Annotated in this window: 18 protein-coding genes and 2 tRNA genes; 16 read left to right on the forward strand and 4 right to left on the reverse strand. The window is 35.5% G+C overall.

Features of this window, described 5'->3' with window-relative positions; genetic code table 11:
* Positions 1–62: 62 nt before the first annotated feature.
* The 3 genes from B0I10_RS12110 to B0I10_RS12120 form a co-directional block, all read right to left on the reverse strand.
* Positions 63–665: a SprT-like domain-containing protein gene (locus B0I10_RS12110; RefSeq protein WP_112086771.1), complete on the reverse strand. Its 603-nt coding sequence runs from the start codon at positions 663–665 to the stop codon at positions 63–65.
* 18 nt (positions 666–683) lie between these two features.
* Entirely contained in the window at positions 684–1,361 is a 678-nt protein-coding gene (locus B0I10_RS12115) for an SDR family NAD(P)-dependent oxidoreductase (RefSeq protein ID WP_112086772.1), read from the reverse strand.
* Positions 1,362–1,470: 109 nt separating this feature from the next.
* Entirely contained in the window at positions 1,471–2,607 is a 1,137-nt protein-coding gene (locus B0I10_RS12120) for an acyl-CoA dehydrogenase family protein (RefSeq protein WP_112086773.1), read from the reverse strand.
* A gap of 93 nt (positions 2,608–2,700) precedes the next feature.
* On the opposite strand from B0I10_RS12120, the gene B0I10_RS12125 reads away from it, so the two are divergent.
* The 15 genes from B0I10_RS12125 (at position 2,701) to B0I10_RS12195 (ending at position 16,476) form a co-directional block, all read left to right on the forward strand.
* Positions 2,701–3,765 carry an anhydro-N-acetylmuramic acid kinase gene (locus B0I10_RS12125; protein ID WP_112086774.1) on the forward strand — a complete coding sequence of 355 codons (1,065 nt, stop codon included), beginning with the start codon at positions 2,701–2,703 and terminating at the stop codon, positions 3,763–3,765.
* 73 nt (positions 3,766–3,838) lie between these two features.
* A complete protein-coding gene (locus B0I10_RS12130; RefSeq protein ID WP_112086775.1) occupies positions 3,839–4,537 on the forward strand; it encodes a response regulator transcription factor in 699 nt (232 codons plus the stop codon).
* Positions 4,537–5,910 carry a sensor histidine kinase gene (locus B0I10_RS12135; RefSeq protein WP_112086776.1) on the forward strand — a complete coding sequence of 458 codons (1,374 nt, stop codon included), beginning with the start codon at positions 4,537–4,539 and terminating at the stop codon, positions 5,908–5,910. Before B0I10_RS12130 ends, B0I10_RS12135 begins: the two co-directional genes overlap by 1 nt.
* 141 nt (positions 5,911–6,051) lie before the next feature.
* On the forward strand, positions 6,052–6,555 hold the full coding sequence (locus B0I10_RS12140) for a hypothetical protein (protein ID WP_112086777.1): 504 nt from the start codon (positions 6,052–6,054) through the stop codon (positions 6,553–6,555).
* A 19-nt stretch (positions 6,556–6,574) separates the two neighbouring features.
* Positions 6,575–7,027: a hypothetical protein gene (locus tag B0I10_RS12145; protein WP_112086778.1), complete on the forward strand. Its 453-nt coding sequence runs from the start codon at positions 6,575–6,577 to the stop codon at positions 7,025–7,027.
* 3 nt (positions 7,028–7,030) lie between these two features.
* On the forward strand, positions 7,031–7,864 hold the full coding sequence (locus tag B0I10_RS12150) for a YoaK family protein (protein WP_112086779.1): 834 nt from the start codon (positions 7,031–7,033) through the stop codon (positions 7,862–7,864).
* Positions 7,865–8,107: 243 nt separating this feature from the next.
* A complete protein-coding gene (locus B0I10_RS12155) occupies positions 8,108–9,334 on the forward strand; it encodes a Glu/Leu/Phe/Val dehydrogenase dimerization domain-containing protein (protein ID WP_112086780.1) in 1,227 nt (408 codons plus the stop codon).
* Positions 9,335–9,341: 7 nt separating this feature from the next.
* Complete coding sequence (nhaD, locus tag B0I10_RS12160) at positions 9,342–10,727, forward strand: sodium:proton antiporter NhaD (RefSeq protein ID WP_112086781.1); 1,386 nt, start codon at positions 9,342–9,344, stop codon at positions 10,725–10,727.
* Positions 10,728–10,777: 50 nt separating this feature from the next.
* On the forward strand, positions 10,778–11,473 hold the full coding sequence (locus B0I10_RS12165) for a MotA/TolQ/ExbB proton channel family protein (protein WP_112086782.1): 696 nt from the start codon (positions 10,778–10,780) through the stop codon (positions 11,471–11,473).
* 1 nt (position 11,474) lies between these two features.
* A complete protein-coding gene (locus tag B0I10_RS12170) occupies positions 11,475–11,867 on the forward strand; it encodes an ExbD/TolR family protein (RefSeq protein WP_112086783.1) in 393 nt (130 codons plus the stop codon).
* A 158-nt stretch (positions 11,868–12,025) separates the two neighbouring features.
* Entirely contained in the window at positions 12,026–12,862 is an 837-nt protein-coding gene (locus tag B0I10_RS12175; protein WP_112086784.1) for an energy transducer TonB, read from the forward strand.
* 57 nt (positions 12,863–12,919) lie between these two features.
* Positions 12,920–14,140, forward strand: coding sequence for a bifunctional folylpolyglutamate synthase/dihydrofolate synthase (locus B0I10_RS12180; RefSeq protein ID WP_112086785.1), 1,221 nt, complete (start codon positions 12,920–12,922; stop codon positions 14,138–14,140).
* 69 nt (positions 14,141–14,209) lie between these two features.
* Positions 14,210–14,284, forward strand: a tRNA-Val gene (locus B0I10_RS12185).
* Positions 14,285–14,325: 41 nt separating this feature from the next.
* A tRNA-Val gene (locus tag B0I10_RS12190) sits at positions 14,326–14,400 on the forward strand.
* A gap of 204 nt (positions 14,401–14,604) precedes the next feature.
* A complete protein-coding gene (locus B0I10_RS12195) occupies positions 14,605–16,476 on the forward strand; it encodes an OmpA family protein (protein WP_112086786.1) in 1,872 nt (623 codons plus the stop codon).
* A gap of 194 nt (positions 16,477–16,670) precedes the next feature.
* Here the strand turns inward: B0I10_RS12195 and miaE are convergent, their stop codons facing one another.
* On the reverse strand, positions 16,671–17,252 hold the full coding sequence (miaE, locus tag B0I10_RS12200) for a tRNA-(ms[2]io[6]A)-hydroxylase (protein ID WP_112086787.1): 582 nt from the start codon (positions 17,250–17,252) through the stop codon (positions 16,671–16,673).
* Positions 17,253–17,327: 75 nt separating this feature from the next.
* Here miaE and B0I10_RS12205 point away from each other — a divergent pair, with 75 nt between their 5' ends.
* Complete coding sequence (locus tag B0I10_RS12205) at positions 17,328–18,548, forward strand: glycosyltransferase (RefSeq protein WP_112086788.1); 1,221 nt, start codon at positions 17,328–17,330, stop codon at positions 18,546–18,548.
* The last annotated feature ends 40 nt before the right edge of the window (positions 18,549–18,588 follow it).

An 18,588-nucleotide genomic window follows, 5' to 3' on the forward strand; every position in this document is an offset into this window, starting at 1 on the left:
GCTACAAATATAGTAAAGTTGAAGCGTTAGTGAGGTGTTGAATTATCGAATAAAATCAATTTTTATCCCGGAATAATCTCCACCTCAGCATTCGCATTAAACAAATATAATTTTCCGGTTTTTACTTCCAAACATTCATAACGTTTGACTCGTAAACCTTTTTTCTGAAAAACTTTTCCGTTTTTAATTCTGAATAAACTTCCGGAAGGCACTTCATGGATAAAGTGAATATCGGGTTTTCGTTCGTCAAATTGTTTTAAAGCAAAAGCCAATCGTGCATCGGTGTCGCTGCTGGCGGTTGGATTTCTAAAATGATTAGCCACTAAAGGCAGCACCGAATTCGGAAAAATCTCCGGTCGAATAAACGGAATCATCAACCGTTGAAAGGTAATTTTCCATTCATTTCCGTGCGGTTTTATCATTCGTCCGTATTTTTCAAAAGCTGCTAAATGAGCAATTTCGTGAACTAGCGTTATCAAAAAACGGTATTTATTCAAATTGGCATTCACTGTAATTTGATGTTTTCCTGACGGATGTCTTCTATAATCGCCATGACGAGTCACCCGTTCGTTCACAATTTTCAAATGAACAGAATTGGTTTTGATTAACTCAAAAACCGATTCAACTGCGTGTTCGGGAAGATATTTTAAGAGGACTTCGCTCATTTAGTTGTTGAAATATAATTACGGTGTCGATGAACTTACCTGCAATACTTTCCCATTATAATATTTATTTCCGTTTAACGAAAAATCATAAATATAATCGGCCATTTCTTTGGCTGAGAGTGGTGCTTCATAACCTGGAAAAGCTTCTTGCAACATTTCGGTATTTACTGCTCCAAGTGCCAAAACATTGAAAGCAACTCCTTGCTCTTTGTATTCTTCAGCCAGCAATTCCGACAAGGTAATTACGGCACCTTTGCTCGATGAATAAGCCGCCAATCCTGCAAATTTAGAACTTCCTTGAACGCCGCCCATTGAACTTATCGTTACAACATGACTTCCTTTTTGTAAATAAGGTAAGCAAACGCGAGTTAAATTGGCAACACCAAAGACATTTACTTTGTACACATTTTCAAAATCAGCTTGCGATAATTGTGAAAAAGGTTTTGAAACTAAACTTCCGGCGTTGTGAATAATGATGTCTACTTTTTTCCATGTATTAGACAGAAAATCGGTGATTTTGAATAAATCAGTTTCCTCAGACAAATCAACAGAAAGACAGGTTATATTAGGATTTTCAATTAATTCTCTGGGTGTTTTTCGCGAAATAGCTAAAACTTGATGGCCCGCTTTGGCGAATTGTAAGGCAAGCTCATAGCCAATGCCGCGAGAAGTTCCGGTGATGATAATGTTTTTCATAATCCTATCTTAATTTAACAATTTTCAAAATATCTGAAATAATAAACCGCAAATTCGCAAATTTTATTTTAAAATCTGCGAATTTGCGGTTAAATTTATTTATTACTTTTTAAACCAATCCTCTCGAAATCACAATGCGTTGAATCTCTGAAGTTCCTTCATAAATTTGCGTAATTTTAGAATCCCTCATCATTCTTTCTACGTGATATTCGGCTACATAACCGTTTCCTCCGTGAATTTGAACAGCTTCGTTAGCTACTTCCAACGCAATTTCGGAAGCGTATAATTTTGCCATTGCTCCCGAATGAGCGATGTCTTTCCCTTCGTCTTTTTCGCAAGCTGCTTTCATTACTAATAATTTTGCAGCTGTTACTTTCACATACATATCAGCCAATTTAAAAGCGATGGCTTGGTGTTTAAAGATTTCTTTTCCAAATGCTTTTCGCTCGTGTGAATATTTCAAAGCCAATTCATAAGCTCCGGTTGCAATTCCTAATGCTTGTGATGCAATTCCGATTCTTCCGCCGTTTAACACATTCATCGCAAAACTAAATCCGAAACCATCGGCACCAATTCTGTTCTCTTTTGGCACTTTCACATCAGTAAACATTAATGAATGTGTATCACTTCCTCGGATGCCCATTTTCTTTTCTTTTGTACCAATTTCAAATCCTGCCCAACCTTTTTCAACAATAAAAGCATTAATTCCTTTGTGACCTTTTTCAACATCGGTTTGAGCAATTACCAAATAAGTTGAAGCTGTTGCTCCATTGGTTATCCAATTTTTTGTTCCATTTAAAAGGTAATGATCACCTTTATCAATAGCAGTGGTTTTTTGAGAGGTGGCGTCACTTCCCGCTTCCGGTTCTGACAAACAAAAAGCACCAATCACTTCTCCTTTTGCTAAAGGAACCAAATATTTCATTTTTTGTTCTTCAGAGCAATATTTTTCCATTCCGGCACAAACCAACGAATTGTTTACCGACATAATTACAGCGGCAGAAGCATCTACTTTTGCAATTTCTGTCATTGCCAACACATAGGAAATACTGTCTAAACCGGCTCCACCGTATTTTGGATCAACCATCATTCCCATAAAGCCTAATTCAGCCATCATTTTCACTTGCTCGGTCGGAAATTTTGAATGTTCATCTCTCTCAATGACACCCGGTAATAATTCTTGTTGAGCAAAATCACGTGCAGCTTGCTGAATCATTAAATGCTCTTCGGTTATATTAAAATCCATAGTTATAAAAATAATGTTTGATTGTTTCTTAAATTTGAAGGCAAAAATAGTACAATTAAGTCAAAATCTCAAACGATTTCGTAAATTTAGCCTATGTTTAAACATTCCTATCAAGTTGTTGGTGTCATGAGCGGAACTTCGCTCGACGGAATCGATTTGGCTTATCTTCATTTGTCTGAAAAAGATAGTCAATGGTCTTATCAAATTATAGAATGTGTAACGATTTCCTATCCAAATCATTGGTTAAACAAATTAAAAACCGCAGTTCATTTTTCTGAAAATGATTTGATTGAATTAAATGAAGATTACACCGTTTTTTTAGGAAATACCATCGAAAATTTCATCGAAAAATATAAAATTGATTCGATTGACGCAGTTTGTAGTCACGGGCATACAATCTTACATCAACCTCAAAAAGGCATTACTTTACAAATTGGAAATCTTCCTAAACTTGCCAAAATTATTGGTAAAAAAGTGGTTTGTGATTTTCGAGTGCAAGATGTTGAATTGGGTGGCCAAGGTGCACCGCTGGTTCCGATTGGCGATCGATTATTATTTTCCGAATATGACTATTGTTTAAATGTAGGCGGATTTTCGAATATTTCATTTGAAGAAAATGGAAATCGAATTGCCTTTGACATTTCGCCCGTGAATACCGTTTTAAATTTTTATGCCAATCAATTAGGTTTGGACTATGATGATAAAGGTGAAATCGCTCGTTCAGGAAAAGTAAATCAGGATTTATTAATTGAATTGAATAACCTAGATTTCTATCAAAAAAAATATCCCAAATCACTCGGAATTGAGTTTGTTAATGCTACAATTCTACCATTAATTGAAAATTACTCTATTTCAATTGAAGACAAATTGCACACATTTGTGGAACATATCGCGATGCAAATTGCTTCAGCTTTACCTAAAAAAGAAGGTAAAATCTTGGTTACCGGTGGTGGAGCTTATCATCTTTTTTTATTGGAAAGAATGCAAAATTATTTGCCTAAAATGAAGCTTATTGTCCCGAATACCAAAACATTAGAATTTAAAGAAGCCTTAATTTTTGGTTTGCTTGGTGTGCTGAAATTACGCAACGAAATCAATGTGCTTTGCAGTGTAACCGGAGCGAAAAATGATCATTCTTCGGGCAAAATTTTCAATTAAAAAATCCTTATTTTTTCTCCAATTTATTTTTTGTAAATTGAACCCTTGAATTTTTCAGTTCAAAAAAAAATAAATGAAAAAGATTTTATTAGTAGAAGACGAAGTTCACGTTGTATCGTTTATCAAGAAAGGATTAACCGAAGAAGGTTATGAAGTTTCTGTCGCTTTAGATGGAAAAACAGGGTTGTCGTTACAACAAAACAATTCTTTTGATCTTGTTATTCTAGATATAATGCTACCCGAAATGAATGGTCTGGAAGTTTGTAGAGAAATTAGAAAAACAAATTTACAAATCCCGATCCTATTTTTAACGGCCTTGGGAACTTCCGAAAATATTGTTTTAGGGTTAGAATCCGGTGCCGACGATTATTTAGTAAAACCCTTCAAATTTATTGAACTTTTGGCTCGAATAAAAACCTTACTTCGCAGAATAGAAAGTTTTAATCAATCGCCAACTGAAATTCAAGAGGATTATATTTATAAAATTGATGATTTAATACTGAATGATTTTAGCAAAACCGTTACCAGAAATGGTGAAACAATTTCACTCACAACAACTGAATTTAAACTTCTGCTCAACTTTTTGCAGAACCTAAACAAAGTGCTTTCACGTGGAGAAATTTTAGATACCGTTTGGGGTGTCAATTTCGACATGGGAACCAATGTAGTTGATGTATATGTGAATTATCTTAGAAAAAAAATTGACTCAAATTCTACTAATAAATTAATTCACACTGTTATCGGAATGGGCTATGTAATGAAAGAAAACTAATGAAAACGCAAACCAAAATAACCTTACTTTTTTTAATTCCTTTTCTAATTGTATTATCGCTTTTTAGCGGGTTTGTTTATTATTCGTTTTTGAATTATTCACACAATGATTTTTTTAGACTTCTTGAACTTCGTGCCATTACGGCCGGAAAAATCGAGCTAGATGATAATACTACCACCAATAGTAAAGAAATTAAAGAATTAAGAGACCAATTTTTTGAAAGATTACCTCAGGAAAAGGATTATTTTTTTCCACTTGACAAAGCGGAATCGTATCACGACGAAAGTAAATTACTTGGACTTCCTTTTTCATTTTTTGAAAGCGTTATTAAAAATGGAAAAGCAGACTTTCGCAAAAACAATACTTTTTATAAAGGAATAATCTATTACAGTAAAAAGGGTCGGTATATTGTAGTTGCGTCGGCAGAAAATTATTATGAATTGCATCATTCAGCTTATTTAAAAAGAACATTGTTTTTTTCTATATTGGCTGCTTTTATAATTTCTGCTGTAACTTCCTTTTACTTTTCGAAATATATATTTAAACCACTTCAAAAAATTACAGAAAGGGTAAACCAAATTAGTTCCGAAAACTTGCATTTAAGACTAGATGAAACCAATAAAAATGACGAGTTGAATGAGTTGGCAATGACGTTTAACACGATGTTGGACAGAATTGAAACTTCATTTGAAACACAAAATAATTTTATTAGTAATGCTTCGCATGAATTACGAACACCACTTACAGCAATAATTGGAGAAGCCGATGTGATTTTGTCTAAGGACAGAAGTCATGAGGATTATAAAGAAGCCATTCAAATCATGTTGGTTGAAGCAGAAAAATTAGAGGGAAAAACAAGGGCTTTACTGTTTTTAGCTCAAACCGGCTTTAATGGAAAGACTCAAAAATTTGAGAAAATAAGAATTGATCAAGTTTTGATGGATGTGAAAGAGACATTAGAACGAATTAATCAAAAAAACAAAATTCACTTAGACATGAGTCTTCTGCCTGAAAATTATGACATGATAAAAGTTAATGGGAACGAACAGTTATTACACCTGGCTTTTAGTAACATAATTAGTAATGGTTGTAAATATTCAGACAATCAAACAGTAAATGTTGCCTTGGGAGCATCGAACAATAGTGTTTTTATTGTAATTAAAGATTTGGGGATTGGAATTCCTGAATCTGAATTAAAATTTATTTACGATCCATTTTTTAGAGCGTCTAACACAAAAAATTATGAAGGCTACGGAATTGGTTTGCCGCTTACGCGAAATATTATTCGAATGCATCGCGGTGAGATTGATGTAAAATCAATTCAGAACCAAGGAACGACCGTACAAATTAACATTCCGATGTATAAAATTTAACATTTTTAAAGGTTCTTTAAGATTCTCTAATCTCATTTTAATTTCTTCCTTCTTTTCTAATCAAATTCTAATTTTAGATTAATTTCTTTCTAATTTGATGCCCATAAATTTGTCACTATAAATCTAAAAAATAATAGTGCCATGAAAAAAACCATTCTTTTACCAACTGATTTTTCAATTGAATCGTTAACTGTGCTTAAAACGGTATTAAGCGAATCCGCCACTGAAGAAAAATTTGATATCATTCTGTTGCACGGAGTACATTTAACCGATTCAATTACAGATTTGCTTTTTTACTCTAAGAAAAAAATAATAAATCAATTTGTTTCCGAAGAATTTAATGAAGCTTGCTCGGTTATTCAAAACAAGTATGCTTCTAAAATAAATTCTATCCGAAAAGATATTTTTACTGGTTTTACGCAATCCGCTTTCAATAATTATGCTGAAGCTACAAGAATTGATGAAGCCTATCTTCCGGAACAACATCAATGGCATTTTGATAAAAGAAAAAGTTTTGATTTAGTTCCGTTCATTAAGAAAAGTAAACTTTCTGTTCAACAAATCGGATGGAATAGTAATCACAATATTCCGGAGAAGGGAAAAGTTGCCGAAATATTTTTCAACGGAGTTCCTTCGCATTCCTAAAATAACAAAATAAGAAACTATGAAAATCATAACCACCTATACAACTGTATTCTTGGTTATTGTCGCCACCATCATTACGTTGATGTCATTTTCTCAAAGTCCTGAAAAAAAAATTATCGGACAATGGAATGAATTATCATGGGAATATGAACGTGTAAACAAAGTCGGCGACACTAACAATAAAGAAATTACAGACGATGTAAAAAAAATAATTGGTCAGCACTTACTCATTCATGAAGCCGAAACTTGGCAGTTTTTGTCAAACGGAAAACTGCTCTTAAAAGCAGGCTCGACTGAACGGTTGGTCGATTGGAAAATAAAAGGCAGAGGTAATATTCTTCAATTAAAATATGACGATAATGTTATAGAAAACTATAACCTGACAGAACTGGGCAGCAACACAATGATTTTGAATTTTGATTCGGAAATTCAAGCTCGCGGAATTGCAAAATTAACATTTGAAAAATCATAAATTATGCTTAGAAAATTTAGTAATAGCAGAACATTAGAAGACAATATTAAATTAGGAGCACTTACCGCTTTTTCTGGTGGAATGGTGAATGTTGCCTCGTTACTGATTTTCTTTTCATTCTCATCAAATGTAACCGGACATTATGCCATTTTGGCTTCAGAAATTGTAAAAGGAAATTTATACCAAACCGGAATTGTTTTTGCTTGGATCTTCCTGTTTTTCTTTGGTAGTTTTTTATCCAATTTAATCGTTATTCACCTAAGTAAAACAAATGCGTATTTGGCTCATTCACTCCCATTAATTTTAGAAATTATTTGTTTGATGTCGGTTGGAGTTTACGGTCAGTTTCTCTACATGGAAACACTATTTGAAACCGAAATCATGCTCGGAATCATGCTTTTTGCCATGGGTTTACAGAACGGATTAACCGCAAGTATTTCAAATTTTGCAGTAAAAACAACTCACTTGACAGGAACTACAACCGATTTAGGAATTCTATTTTCTATGTTTACCAAAAAAGAATATCGCGAAAATAAAGAATTGAAAGGAAAAGCAAAACTACTCAGTGTTATTGCTTCTGCCTATTTAGGTGGGGCCATCATAGCCGGATTTTTATATTTTCACTCAGGATTTCAAGTATTTTATATTGTAAGTATATTTTTGACGATTGTAATTTCGTATGATTTATATAAAATTAGATTTTCTCGCTATTTAGCATTTAAAAGAAAAAACAATTCTATTAAGGTCAATACTAATAAAGCAAATTTAAAACCCTCAATTAACTTAAATTCCTTCACACAAAACAAACAAAAACATATGCAAGAAGAGACTGTTTAGTCTCAAAAAAAGCACCTTCATTTAACTTTAATTAACTATAAATCAATAAGCTTTCTATTCTAGGGAGCTTATTTTTTTTTACTGTATTAAGTTATTTAATATTGTCTGTTTATAAAATTATTTTCACCATTGAATAATTTAACACCCATAATATGAATTGTAAAAAAAACTCTTGAAAATTTTTCTTAAAAGATAGCAAAAATCAATGTGTAAAAAAGTAAATTTGCACTACAAACAAAAAAAATGAAAGAATTACTCAAAAAATTTGAGAATAAAGAGCCTGAAATAATTTTTAATTGGAAAGATCCTGAAACTGATGCAGAAGGATGGACAGTCATCAACTCTTTGAGAGGCGGAGCTGCAGGCGGAGGTACCAGAATGCGAAAAGGTTTAGACATGAATGAAGTACTTTCATTAGCAAAAACCATGGAAGTAAAATTTTCTGTCTCCGGCCCCGCGATTGGCGGAGCTAAATCAGGAATCAACTTTGACCCGAACGATCCACGCAAAAAAGAAGTTTTACAACGTTGGTACAAAGCCGTTTCGCCACTATTAAAAAGTTATTATGGAACAGGTGGCGATTTGAACGTCGATGAAATTCATGAAGTTATCCCAATCACAGAAGAATGTGGCGTTTGGCATCCGCAAGAAGGTGTTTTCAATGGCCATTTTAAACCTACCGAAGCAGATAAAATTAACCGAATTGGTCAGCTCCGTCAAGGCGTAATCAAAGTAATTGAAAATCCGAAATTTTCACCCGATGTAAACCGAAAATATACTGTTGCCGATATGATTACCGGTTTTGGTGTAGCCGAGGCTGTTCGTCATTATTATGATATTTACGGTGGCAGTGTGGTTGGCAAAAAAGCCGTTGTGCAAGGTTTTGGAAACGTAGGTTCGGCCGCCGCATTTTATTTGGCTGAAATGCGTGCAAAAATAGTCGGAATTATTGATCGGGAAGGTGGTATTATCAACGAAGATGGTTTTACTTTCGAAGAAATTAAACGCTTATTTCTAAACAAAGACGGCAATAAATTAGTGGCTCCAAACATGATTCCGTTTGAAAAAATTAACCAACAAATTTGGAATACTAATGCTGAAATTTTTGCTCCATGCGCCGCTTCACGATTGGTGCAAAAAAGTCAAATTGACCAAATGATTGCTTCCGGTCTAGAAGTAATTTCAAGTGGTGCTAATGTACCATTTGCCGATAAAGAAATCTTCTTCGGCTCAATCATGGAAGAAACCGACGCAAAAGTTAGCGTAATTCCTGATTTTATTGCAAATTGCGGCATGGCTCGCGTTTTTGCTTATTTCATGGAAAAGAAAGTTCAAATGACCGATGAAGCGATTTTTCTCGACACTTCCGAAACCATCAAAAAAGCAATTGAAAAAACACATGCTTTAAATCCATCCAAAACAAATATCAGTGCAACTGCTTTCGAAATTGCACTAAAACAATTAACTTAATAATCTTATGGCAATTATTATCATTTTACTGTTTATTGTTGGTTACATGTCCATCACATTGGAACATCCCTTAAAACTAGACAAAACTGTTCCCGCACTTTTAATGGCCGCAGTAATGTGGGCATTTTTATCCTTCGGTTTTAATAATGGATGGCTTTCGGTAATCGACGGACATGGTCATGTTTTCAATATGAATTCCGGCACAGTAGCCGAAAACCATGAAGGATTTCTGGAAAACCTTATGCATCATTTCGGCAAAACATCTGAAATTCTCATTTTCTTAATTGGAGCCATGACCATTGTTGAAATTATTGATTTACACAGAGGTTTTGATGTCATCAAAAACAGAATTAAAACAACAAATAAAGTCCGATTACTTTGGACCTTAGGTATAGTTGCTTTTATTCTTTCCGCAATTATTGACAACTTAACTGCCACCATTGTTCTAATAACTTTGCTACGAAAACTAGTTCCAAAACGCGAATATAGAATTTGGTATGCTTCATTAATTGTAATTGCCGCCAATGCTGGGGGAGCTTGGTCGCCCATTGGCGACGTGACCACAACAATGCTGTGGATAGCGAACAAAGTTACTGCTGTTGGATTATCAGAATACGTTATCGTGCCATCTCTTGTTTGTTTTGTGGTACCCTTTTTTATAGCCTCAAAATTAAAACCTTTTCAGGGAACAACAGAACGAAAATCCTATGGAATCAACGAAGAATCTGAACGTTTGTTAAGTAGCAAAAAAATGCTTTATATTGGTTTAGGTGCTATTGTTTTTGTGCCTGTTTTTAAGATGATTACCGGACTTCCACCGTATGTTGGAATGATGTTCAGTCTAGGTTTTGTTTGGCTAGCATCAGAATATGTTAAACCTTTTGACGATTTTAACAAGAAAGACAAACACCTCTATTCAGGGCACAATGCGTTAACTAAAATTGAATTTTCCAGTATTCTCTTTTTCTTAGGAATTTTAATGGGAGTAGCTGCTCTTGAAAGTATGGTTTTTGGCCAAATAAACGGCACCGACACCGGAACACTCCGTTACGCTGCAGAATCCTTGTCCAATGCTATACCAAACATGGATGTTGTGGTCGTTTTGCTTGGAATTTTATCAGCAGTAATAGACAACGTTCCATTAGTCGCCGCTTCCATGGGGATGTATACGTACGAAATTGACCATACTATTTGGCACTTTATCGCTTACTCTGCTGGAACTGGCGGTAGTATGCTTATTATTGGATCTGCCGCCGGTGTTGCCGCCATGGGAATGGAAAAAATAGATTTTATTTGGTACCTCAAAAGAATCACTTGGCTTGCGTTTGCAGGATTTATCGCAGGTGCTTTTACATTTATGTTAATTGAACATTTTATACGACCTACAATTTAAATCCATACCTTAGCGTTATAATTCTAACCAATAAAAAAATATTTTAAAATATGCAACCAGCAGATAGTTTAGCAACAGCACAAAATGCTTTATTAGAAGACCAACCCATCGAAAAAACTTTATCCATTTGGGAGTTAATTACCAGTGGTGGAATTGGAGGAAATTTAATAATGATTACACTTGCGTTATTATTATTTTTTGCTTTATATCTTTATTTCGAAAGATTGATGGCGATTAATGCCGCTTCCAAAATTGATACTAATTTTATGAACAACATTAAAATGAATATCACCAACGGTAAAATTGATGCTGCCAAAATGCTGTGTGCTCAAACCAATTCGCCTGTTGCGCGGTTAACAGAAAAAGGAATTTCCCGCATTGGAAAACCGTTAGAAGACATTAATACTGCCATCGAAAATGCCGGAAAACTCGAAATTTATAAATTAGAGAAAAACGTAAGCATGCTCGCAACCATCTCTGGTGCCGGACCGATGATTGGCTTCTTAGGAACCGTAATTGGTATGATTCTTGCCTTCCACAAAATGGCAAGTGCCGGTGGACAAATTGAAGTAGGTGCTTTAGCAGAAGGTATTTATACCGCTATGACAACCACTGTTGCCGGATTAGTCGTAGGTATTATTGCCTTTATGGGCTACAACCATTTAGTTGTAAAAACCGACAAAGTAGTTCACCAAATGGAAGCCAACGCAACTGATTTTCTTGACCTATTAAACGAACCGTCATAATATGAACATCAGAGGTAGAAATAAAGTATCACCGGAATTCAACATGTCGTCTATGACGGATATTGTGTTTTTGTTATTGATTTTCTTTATGCTAACATCCACGATGGTTACGACCAATGCTTTGGATTTAGTATTGCCAAAAGCAAAAGGAAAAACCGACAGCAACAAAAACATTTCGGTAAGCATCAATAAAGAGTTAGAATTTTTTATTGACAAAGACCAAGTGCAAGAAGCCGATTTAGAAGCTCGTTTATTAGCCTTGTTTCCTAACAAAGAAGACAAAGCTATCATTTTGAGAGCCGAAGAAGGAGTGCCAATTGAAAAAGCAGTCAATGTGTTAGACATCGCCAACCGCAATCAAATTAAAGTGGTTTTGGCAGTTCGACCAAAATAATAAGAAGCTAATCCTGCTTTTCACTGCAAGCTTTGGCTCAAAAACCTTTTTTTCAAAGGTCTGGCAGGAGCTTCCGCTGGTCGCTCTACCAAACCAAGAAAAAATAGGTTTTCTTCACCAAAGGCTTTTCGCTGCAATCAGGGCTAAAACGAGAAACCATGAAATATTTAGAAACCGAACACGAAAAAAAATCATTTGCCATTTCCGCCGCGATCATGGCAGTGTTGCTTTTACTATTTATTTTCTTCGGATTATCCTACATGGATCCACCACCCGAAAACGGAATCGCCATTAACTTTGGAAACACCGATGCCGGCTCAGGAAACACCAACACAACCGAACCAGTAAAAACAGAACCTAGAGAGGTTCCTGAACAGCCTGTAGAGGAAGCAACATCTGAACCAACTGCACCGAGTAAAGTAGCAGAAAATGTAATCACAGCCGATAATGAGGCGACCATTGCGATAAAAAGACAAAAAGAAGAAGCCAAAGCCAAAGCAAGTGCAGAAGCAGTTGCAAAAGCAGCCGAACAGAAAAAAAAGAAAGAAGAAGCCGATAAAAAAGCAAAACTAGACGCTTTAATTGGTGGAGTTAAATCATCCGATGGAAAAACCACCGGAGGCGATGGAACATCAACCACACCAGGAAACCAAGGAAAGTTAGACGGAAGTATCTATTCCAACAGTTACTACGGTAGCGGTAAAGGAACCGGAACAGGAACGGGAGCTTGGGGATTAAATGGAAGACGACTTTCCAGTCCGGGAGCTGTCAAAGCAGATTGTAACGACGAAGGTACTGTGGTTGTTGAAGTAAAAGTAAGCAAAAGCGGAACTGTTACCAACGCAAAATTCAGTCCAAGTGGATCAAATACAACTAGTACCTGCCTTAAAGAAGCTGCCATAAAATCGGCTTACAAATACAGATGGAATGATGACTCAAATGCACCGGATGGGCAAATAGGGTTTATCGTTTTTAACTTTAGAAATGGAGAATAAAAAACAAAAATTTATATATTTAAACCTCACTTCCGTGGGGTTTATTTTTTTAAAACAATGAACTATCAAGAAACCGTAAATTGGCTGTTTAATCAGCTTCCCATGTATCAAACGCAAGGAGCATCGGCTTATAAACCGAACCTTGACAACACGATTTTATTGGCAGATTACCTCAACAATCCGGAAAAAAAACTCAAAACGATTCACGTTGCAGGAACTAACGGAAAAGGCTCTACTTCCTCCCTATTAGCATCGGTTTTACAAGAGGCGGGTTATAAAGTCGGCTTATATACTTCACCTCATTTAAAAGATTACAGAGAACGCATAAAAATCAACGGGGAAGAAATCACCGAAAAATTTGTGATCGACTTTGTTTCGCAGCACAAATCTTTTTTTGAAAGTCATCAACTTAGTTTCTTCGAAATGACAGTCGGTTTAGCGTTCGATTATTTTGTCAAAGAAGAAATAGACATAGCTATTATAGAAGTCGGTATGGGCGGACGATTGGATTCCACCAACATCATCACGCCGCTAATTTCCGTCATCACCAACATTGGATTAGATCACACGCAGTTTCTCGGAAATACAGTAGCATTAATAGCTTTTGAGAAAGCCGGTATTATTAAACCAAGCATTCCTGTCGTGATTGGAGAATATACAAATGAAACGAAACCCGTTTTTATAAAGAAAGCATCAGAAACCAATTCGGAACTCTATTTTGCATCCGATTTAATCGGAGAAGTTTATCCGTCAACTTTGTTGGGTAATTACCAAATTCAAAACAGAAAAACAGTGCAGCAAACACTCCGGATTCTGCAACAGAAAAATGAATTTATCATTTCGCAAGAAAACATAAAAAATGGATTTTTAAATGTAATCCAAAACACAGGTTTAGCGGGAAGATGGCAACAATTGGGAGAAAATCCCAAAATAATTTGCGATACAGCTCATAACAAGCACGGCTTGTCAATTGTACTTAAACAACTGGAGAAGCAAGAATTTGATCAACTTCATATTGTTTTAGGGGTTGTAAACGATAAAGATTTAAATGAAATTTTACCTATATTCCCAAAAAATGCAAAGTATTACTTCTGCAGTCCAAAAAATTTACGCGGTTTACATCCGGAAATTTTAACACAAAAAGCAGCTGAATTCGGACTTAACGGAAAAGTATACAATTCTGTTTCAGAAGCTTATAAGAAGGCTAAGGAAAAATCTTCCGCAAATGACTTTATTTACGTGGGCGGAAGTACTTTTGTTGTGGCAGAAATTTTATAATTTTTTTTGCTTTTTGTTTGCAGTTACCAAAAACTGTTCTATATTTGCACTCGCAATCAAGCACTAATCGGGCGATTAGCTCAGCTGGTTCAGAGCACCTCGTTTACACCGAGGGGGTCGGGGGTTCGAACCCCTCATCGCCCACAAAAACTCCTTAAGCAATTAGGGAGTTTTTTAGTTCATAAGGGTCATTAACTCAGTTGGTTCAGAGTGTCACGTCGACAACGTGGAAGTCATTGGTTCGAATCCAATATGACCCACTTATTTTTCTACAATTCTTGTGATTGTCTTCACATTTACAAGATTTTTTCTTCTTCCCATTTAACTTTTTTCTAGCTAATTATTTTACTTTTTTAGATTCTACTTTGATTACCTATTTTTTGATATATTTGAAAACTATTCATCAAAGTGATGTTTTTAAAATTAAAGTTTGATTTCACTCATCTCATAAAGGAAAAAATCTAATGAAAAATATACTTTTAACTAGCTTACTTTTTTTGAGTTCAACAGCTATATTTGCCCAAAATAAGCAGACCGAAAAAGCCGATAAATTCTTTGAAACCTATCAATATGTTGCGGCTATTGAAGAATATCTTAAATTGGCAGAATCCAAAAAAGCAGATAGTTATGTTTTTAAACAATTAGCAGACAGTTATTACAACGTATACAACACCGCAGAGGCTGCAAAGTGGTATGCCAAAGCAGTAGCAAAAAGTCAAGATCCGGAAATCTTTTATCGTTTTGCTCAAACCCTAAAGTCGCAAGGAAAATACCAAGAAGCTAATGCACAAATGGACAAGTTCACTGTGCTATTGCCTAATGATCAACGGGCAAAAGACCACAAAGCCAATCCGAATTACATACCCGCTTTAGCGGATAAAACCAAGTTGTTTGATAGTAAAGAAACAAAAATAAACAGTAAAGAACACAGTGATTTTGGAGCTGTTTTAACTAATGATAATACGTTGTATTTTGCCAGCACGAGAAACACTTCAAATAAAACAGATAAGTGGAATAATCAACCCTATTTGGATATTTTTTCCTCAACATTAAATCCAAACGGAACGCTTTCAGAACCGCAGAAAGTAAACGAATTAAATACACCCTATCATGACGGACCGGTTACAGTCTCTGCAGACGGAAATACAATGTTTTTTGCAAGAGACGGCCACAGCGAAGGAGTATACGAAAAAGACAAAAAGAATAAAATTCAAATCGGTGAGCAAGGTTTGTATAAAGCTTCTAAAGTCAATGGTAAGTGGTCCTCCATTCAAGCATTGCCTTTCAATAGCAAAAATTATTCAGTTAGTCATCCCAGTTTGAGTAAGGACGGTAAAACATTATATTTTGCCTCTAATATGCCCGGAGGATTGGGTGATACAGATATTTGGAAAGTTACAGTAAATGGTTCTTCTTATGGAAAGCCGGAAAACCTAGGAACTTCTGTTAACACAGCCGGAAAAGAAGGCTTCCCCTTTATAACCGATGACGATGTACTTTATTTTGCTTCGAGTGGCAGACAAGGTTTTGGTGGTTTAGATATCTTTAAAATTGATTTGAACAACCCATCAGAGACAATAAACATCGGAAAACCGGTTAATACCGAAAAAGACGATTTTTCATTCAGTTTTAATACAACTAAAAATATTGGCTTCTTTTCTTCTAACAGAGATGGAGTCGATAACATTTTTGAAGCCATTCCTGTTTGTTCGGCAGAAGCGATTGCGTTAGTAAAAGACAAAAAAACCGGAAAAGTTCTTACCAATGCAACGGTATCCATTTTGGATGAAAAAAGAAACGTGATTGCCACTAGTCTAACCAATGCCAGTGGTGAAGTGATGTATGACATCAACTGTAATACTTCGCATATTTTTCAAGTAACGAAACAAGATTATGAGCCGGCTTCATCTCAAGTTGAAAAAGTAAAATACGGAAAAACTTCAGTTGTGATTGCATTAGAACCGATTGAAGTGATTGTGACCGAGACAGAAGTTATCTTAAAAAGCATTTATTTTGAATTCAACAAAAGCAACATCACTGAACAAGGTGCGACCGAATTAGATAAGTTAGTTAAAGTGATGAAAGATTTTCCGGCCATGGAAATTTTGGTTAAATCGCATACAGATTCAAAAGGAACTTCTGGCTATAATTTGAATTTATCTAATCAACGAGCACAATCAACGGTCCAATATTTAATTTCAAAAGGAATTGATAAAGAACGTCTTTCCGGCAAAGGATTAGGTTTTACAGAACCAAAGATTGATTGCAAAGAAAACTGCAACGAGGAACAAGATGCTCAAAACCGTCGTTCAGAGTTTTTAATTGTGAAAAAATAAACTCTTTTTCGGCACTTCTTTGCGTGAAGGATTGAAGTAGAAAGCCCGGAGCTCAAAAAAACAAATTTTCTTGGACTCAAAAAGCGACCAACGGAAGCTCTTTTGTGACCTTAGAAAATTGTTTTTTTGGGCGAGGACTTGCAACGTAAAGCCTGACCCGGAGCTTGCGGAGGGGCACGCCCAAATTAAAAAAATTATCCGTGAACCGTTTCTTTTTTTCCGTAATTGGAAATGAGTTCACCTTCAAATTCGAGCCATTCTTGCCAACGTTTATCGACATCAACTTTTTCGGAATATTTGCGGGCAAACCGTAAAAAAGTGGTGTAATGGTTGGCTTCGCTAATCATCAGTTCGTGGTAAAAAGCGGCTAATTTTTTGTCTTTGATGTTTTCAGAAAGCACTTTAAAACGCTCGCAACTGCGGGCTTCGATCATGGCGGCAAAGAGCAATCGTTCGATTAAGGCATCGTTTCTGGAACCTCCTTTTTTGGTAAATTTCACGAGTTGGTTGACGTAATCGTCTTTTACTTCGCGACTAAATTCGAAACCGCGTTCTTGAATGATGTTGTGCACCAGTTGAAAATGTTCCATTTCTTCGATGGCAATTTTGGCCATTTCAGTAACTAATTCAACGTTTTCAGAATTGTTAGTGATGATGTAAAGTGCGTTGGAAGCCGCTTTTTGTTCGCACCAACAGTGGTCGGATAAAATTTCTTCAAGGTTTGATTCGGCGATATTTGCCCAACGTGGGTCGGTTTTTAGTTTTAATCCTAACATACTTCTCGTGATTTGATACAAAAATAATGCTTTTTATTTGAATAGAATTGCCTCTTTTATTCCTATTTTAGTCGGATGAATGCATTGGAAAATAAACGGATTTTAATTATTGGCTTTGTGTGGCCGGAACCGAAATCATCTGCAGCCGGAAGTAGGATGATGCAATTGATTGCTTTTTTTAAAGAAAATGGCGGGAAAATTACGTTCGCCAGTACGGCTTCGAAAAGTGAATTTTCGGAAGAGTTGATTGATGTTGACCGAAAGCAAATTGCATTAAATTGTGCTTCTTTTGATGTGTTTGTGTCGGATTTGCAACCGGATTTGGTTTTGTTTGATCGTTTTATGACGGAGGAACAATTTGGGTGGCGAGTGGCAGAACATTGTCCGAATACAATGCGAATGCTAGACTCGGAAGATTTGCATTGTTTGCGTGAAGCCCGACGATTGACAGTTTTGAAAAACAAACCGTTTGATTTGAATAATGACTTGGCGAAACGAGAAATTGCGAGTATGTATCGTTGTGATGTGACGTTAATGATTTCGGAATTTGAAATGGTATTGTTGCAAACACATTTTAAAGTGCCATCGTTTTTATTGTTTTATTTGCCGATTTGGGTGGAGAACGAAAAGTTAAATTTACCAAGTTTTGAAGAACGAAGCGATTTCATGTTCATTGGAAATTTTTTGCACGCTCCTAATCACGATGCGGTTGTATATTTGAAAGAAGTGATTTGGCCTTTACTATTTCAAAAATTTCCGGAAGCGAAGATGCATATTTACGGAGCATATCCGACTCAAAAAATAATTTCGCTTCATCAACCGAAGTTGAATTTTTTTGTTCACGGTAGAGCGGAAAGTTCGTTTGAAGTGATTTCTAAGGCGAGAATTCTGTTGGCTCCAATTCGTTTTGGTGCCGGAATTAAAGGAAAATTGTTGGAAGCAATGCAGTTTGGAACTCCAAGTGTAACTTCGTCAATTGGGGCAGAAGCGATGAATGGTGATTTGTTGTGGAATGGTTTTGTTACTGATTCTCCGGAAGATTTTGCAGATAGAGCAATTGAATTATATCAAAATAAAACAACTTGGTTCGATGCTCGACAAAATGGTTTTGAAATTTTAAAAAATCGCTTTTCGAAAGATGTATTTGAAGATTCTTTTAGGGAATTTTTATCGGATAAATTTAAAAATTTTGAAAAGTATCGAAATGAAAATTTTACAGGTTTATTATTGATGCATCATTTTTTGCAGAGCACGAAGTATATGGCAAAGTGGATTGAGGAGAAAAATAAGCAATAAAAAAGCGAGTCCAAAATTGAACTCGCTTTTAAAAATATAT

The sequence above is a fragment of the Flavobacterium lacus genome, assembly GCF_003268815.1.
GTDB lineage: Bacteria > Bacteroidota > Bacteroidia > Flavobacteriales > Flavobacteriaceae > Flavobacterium > Flavobacterium lacus.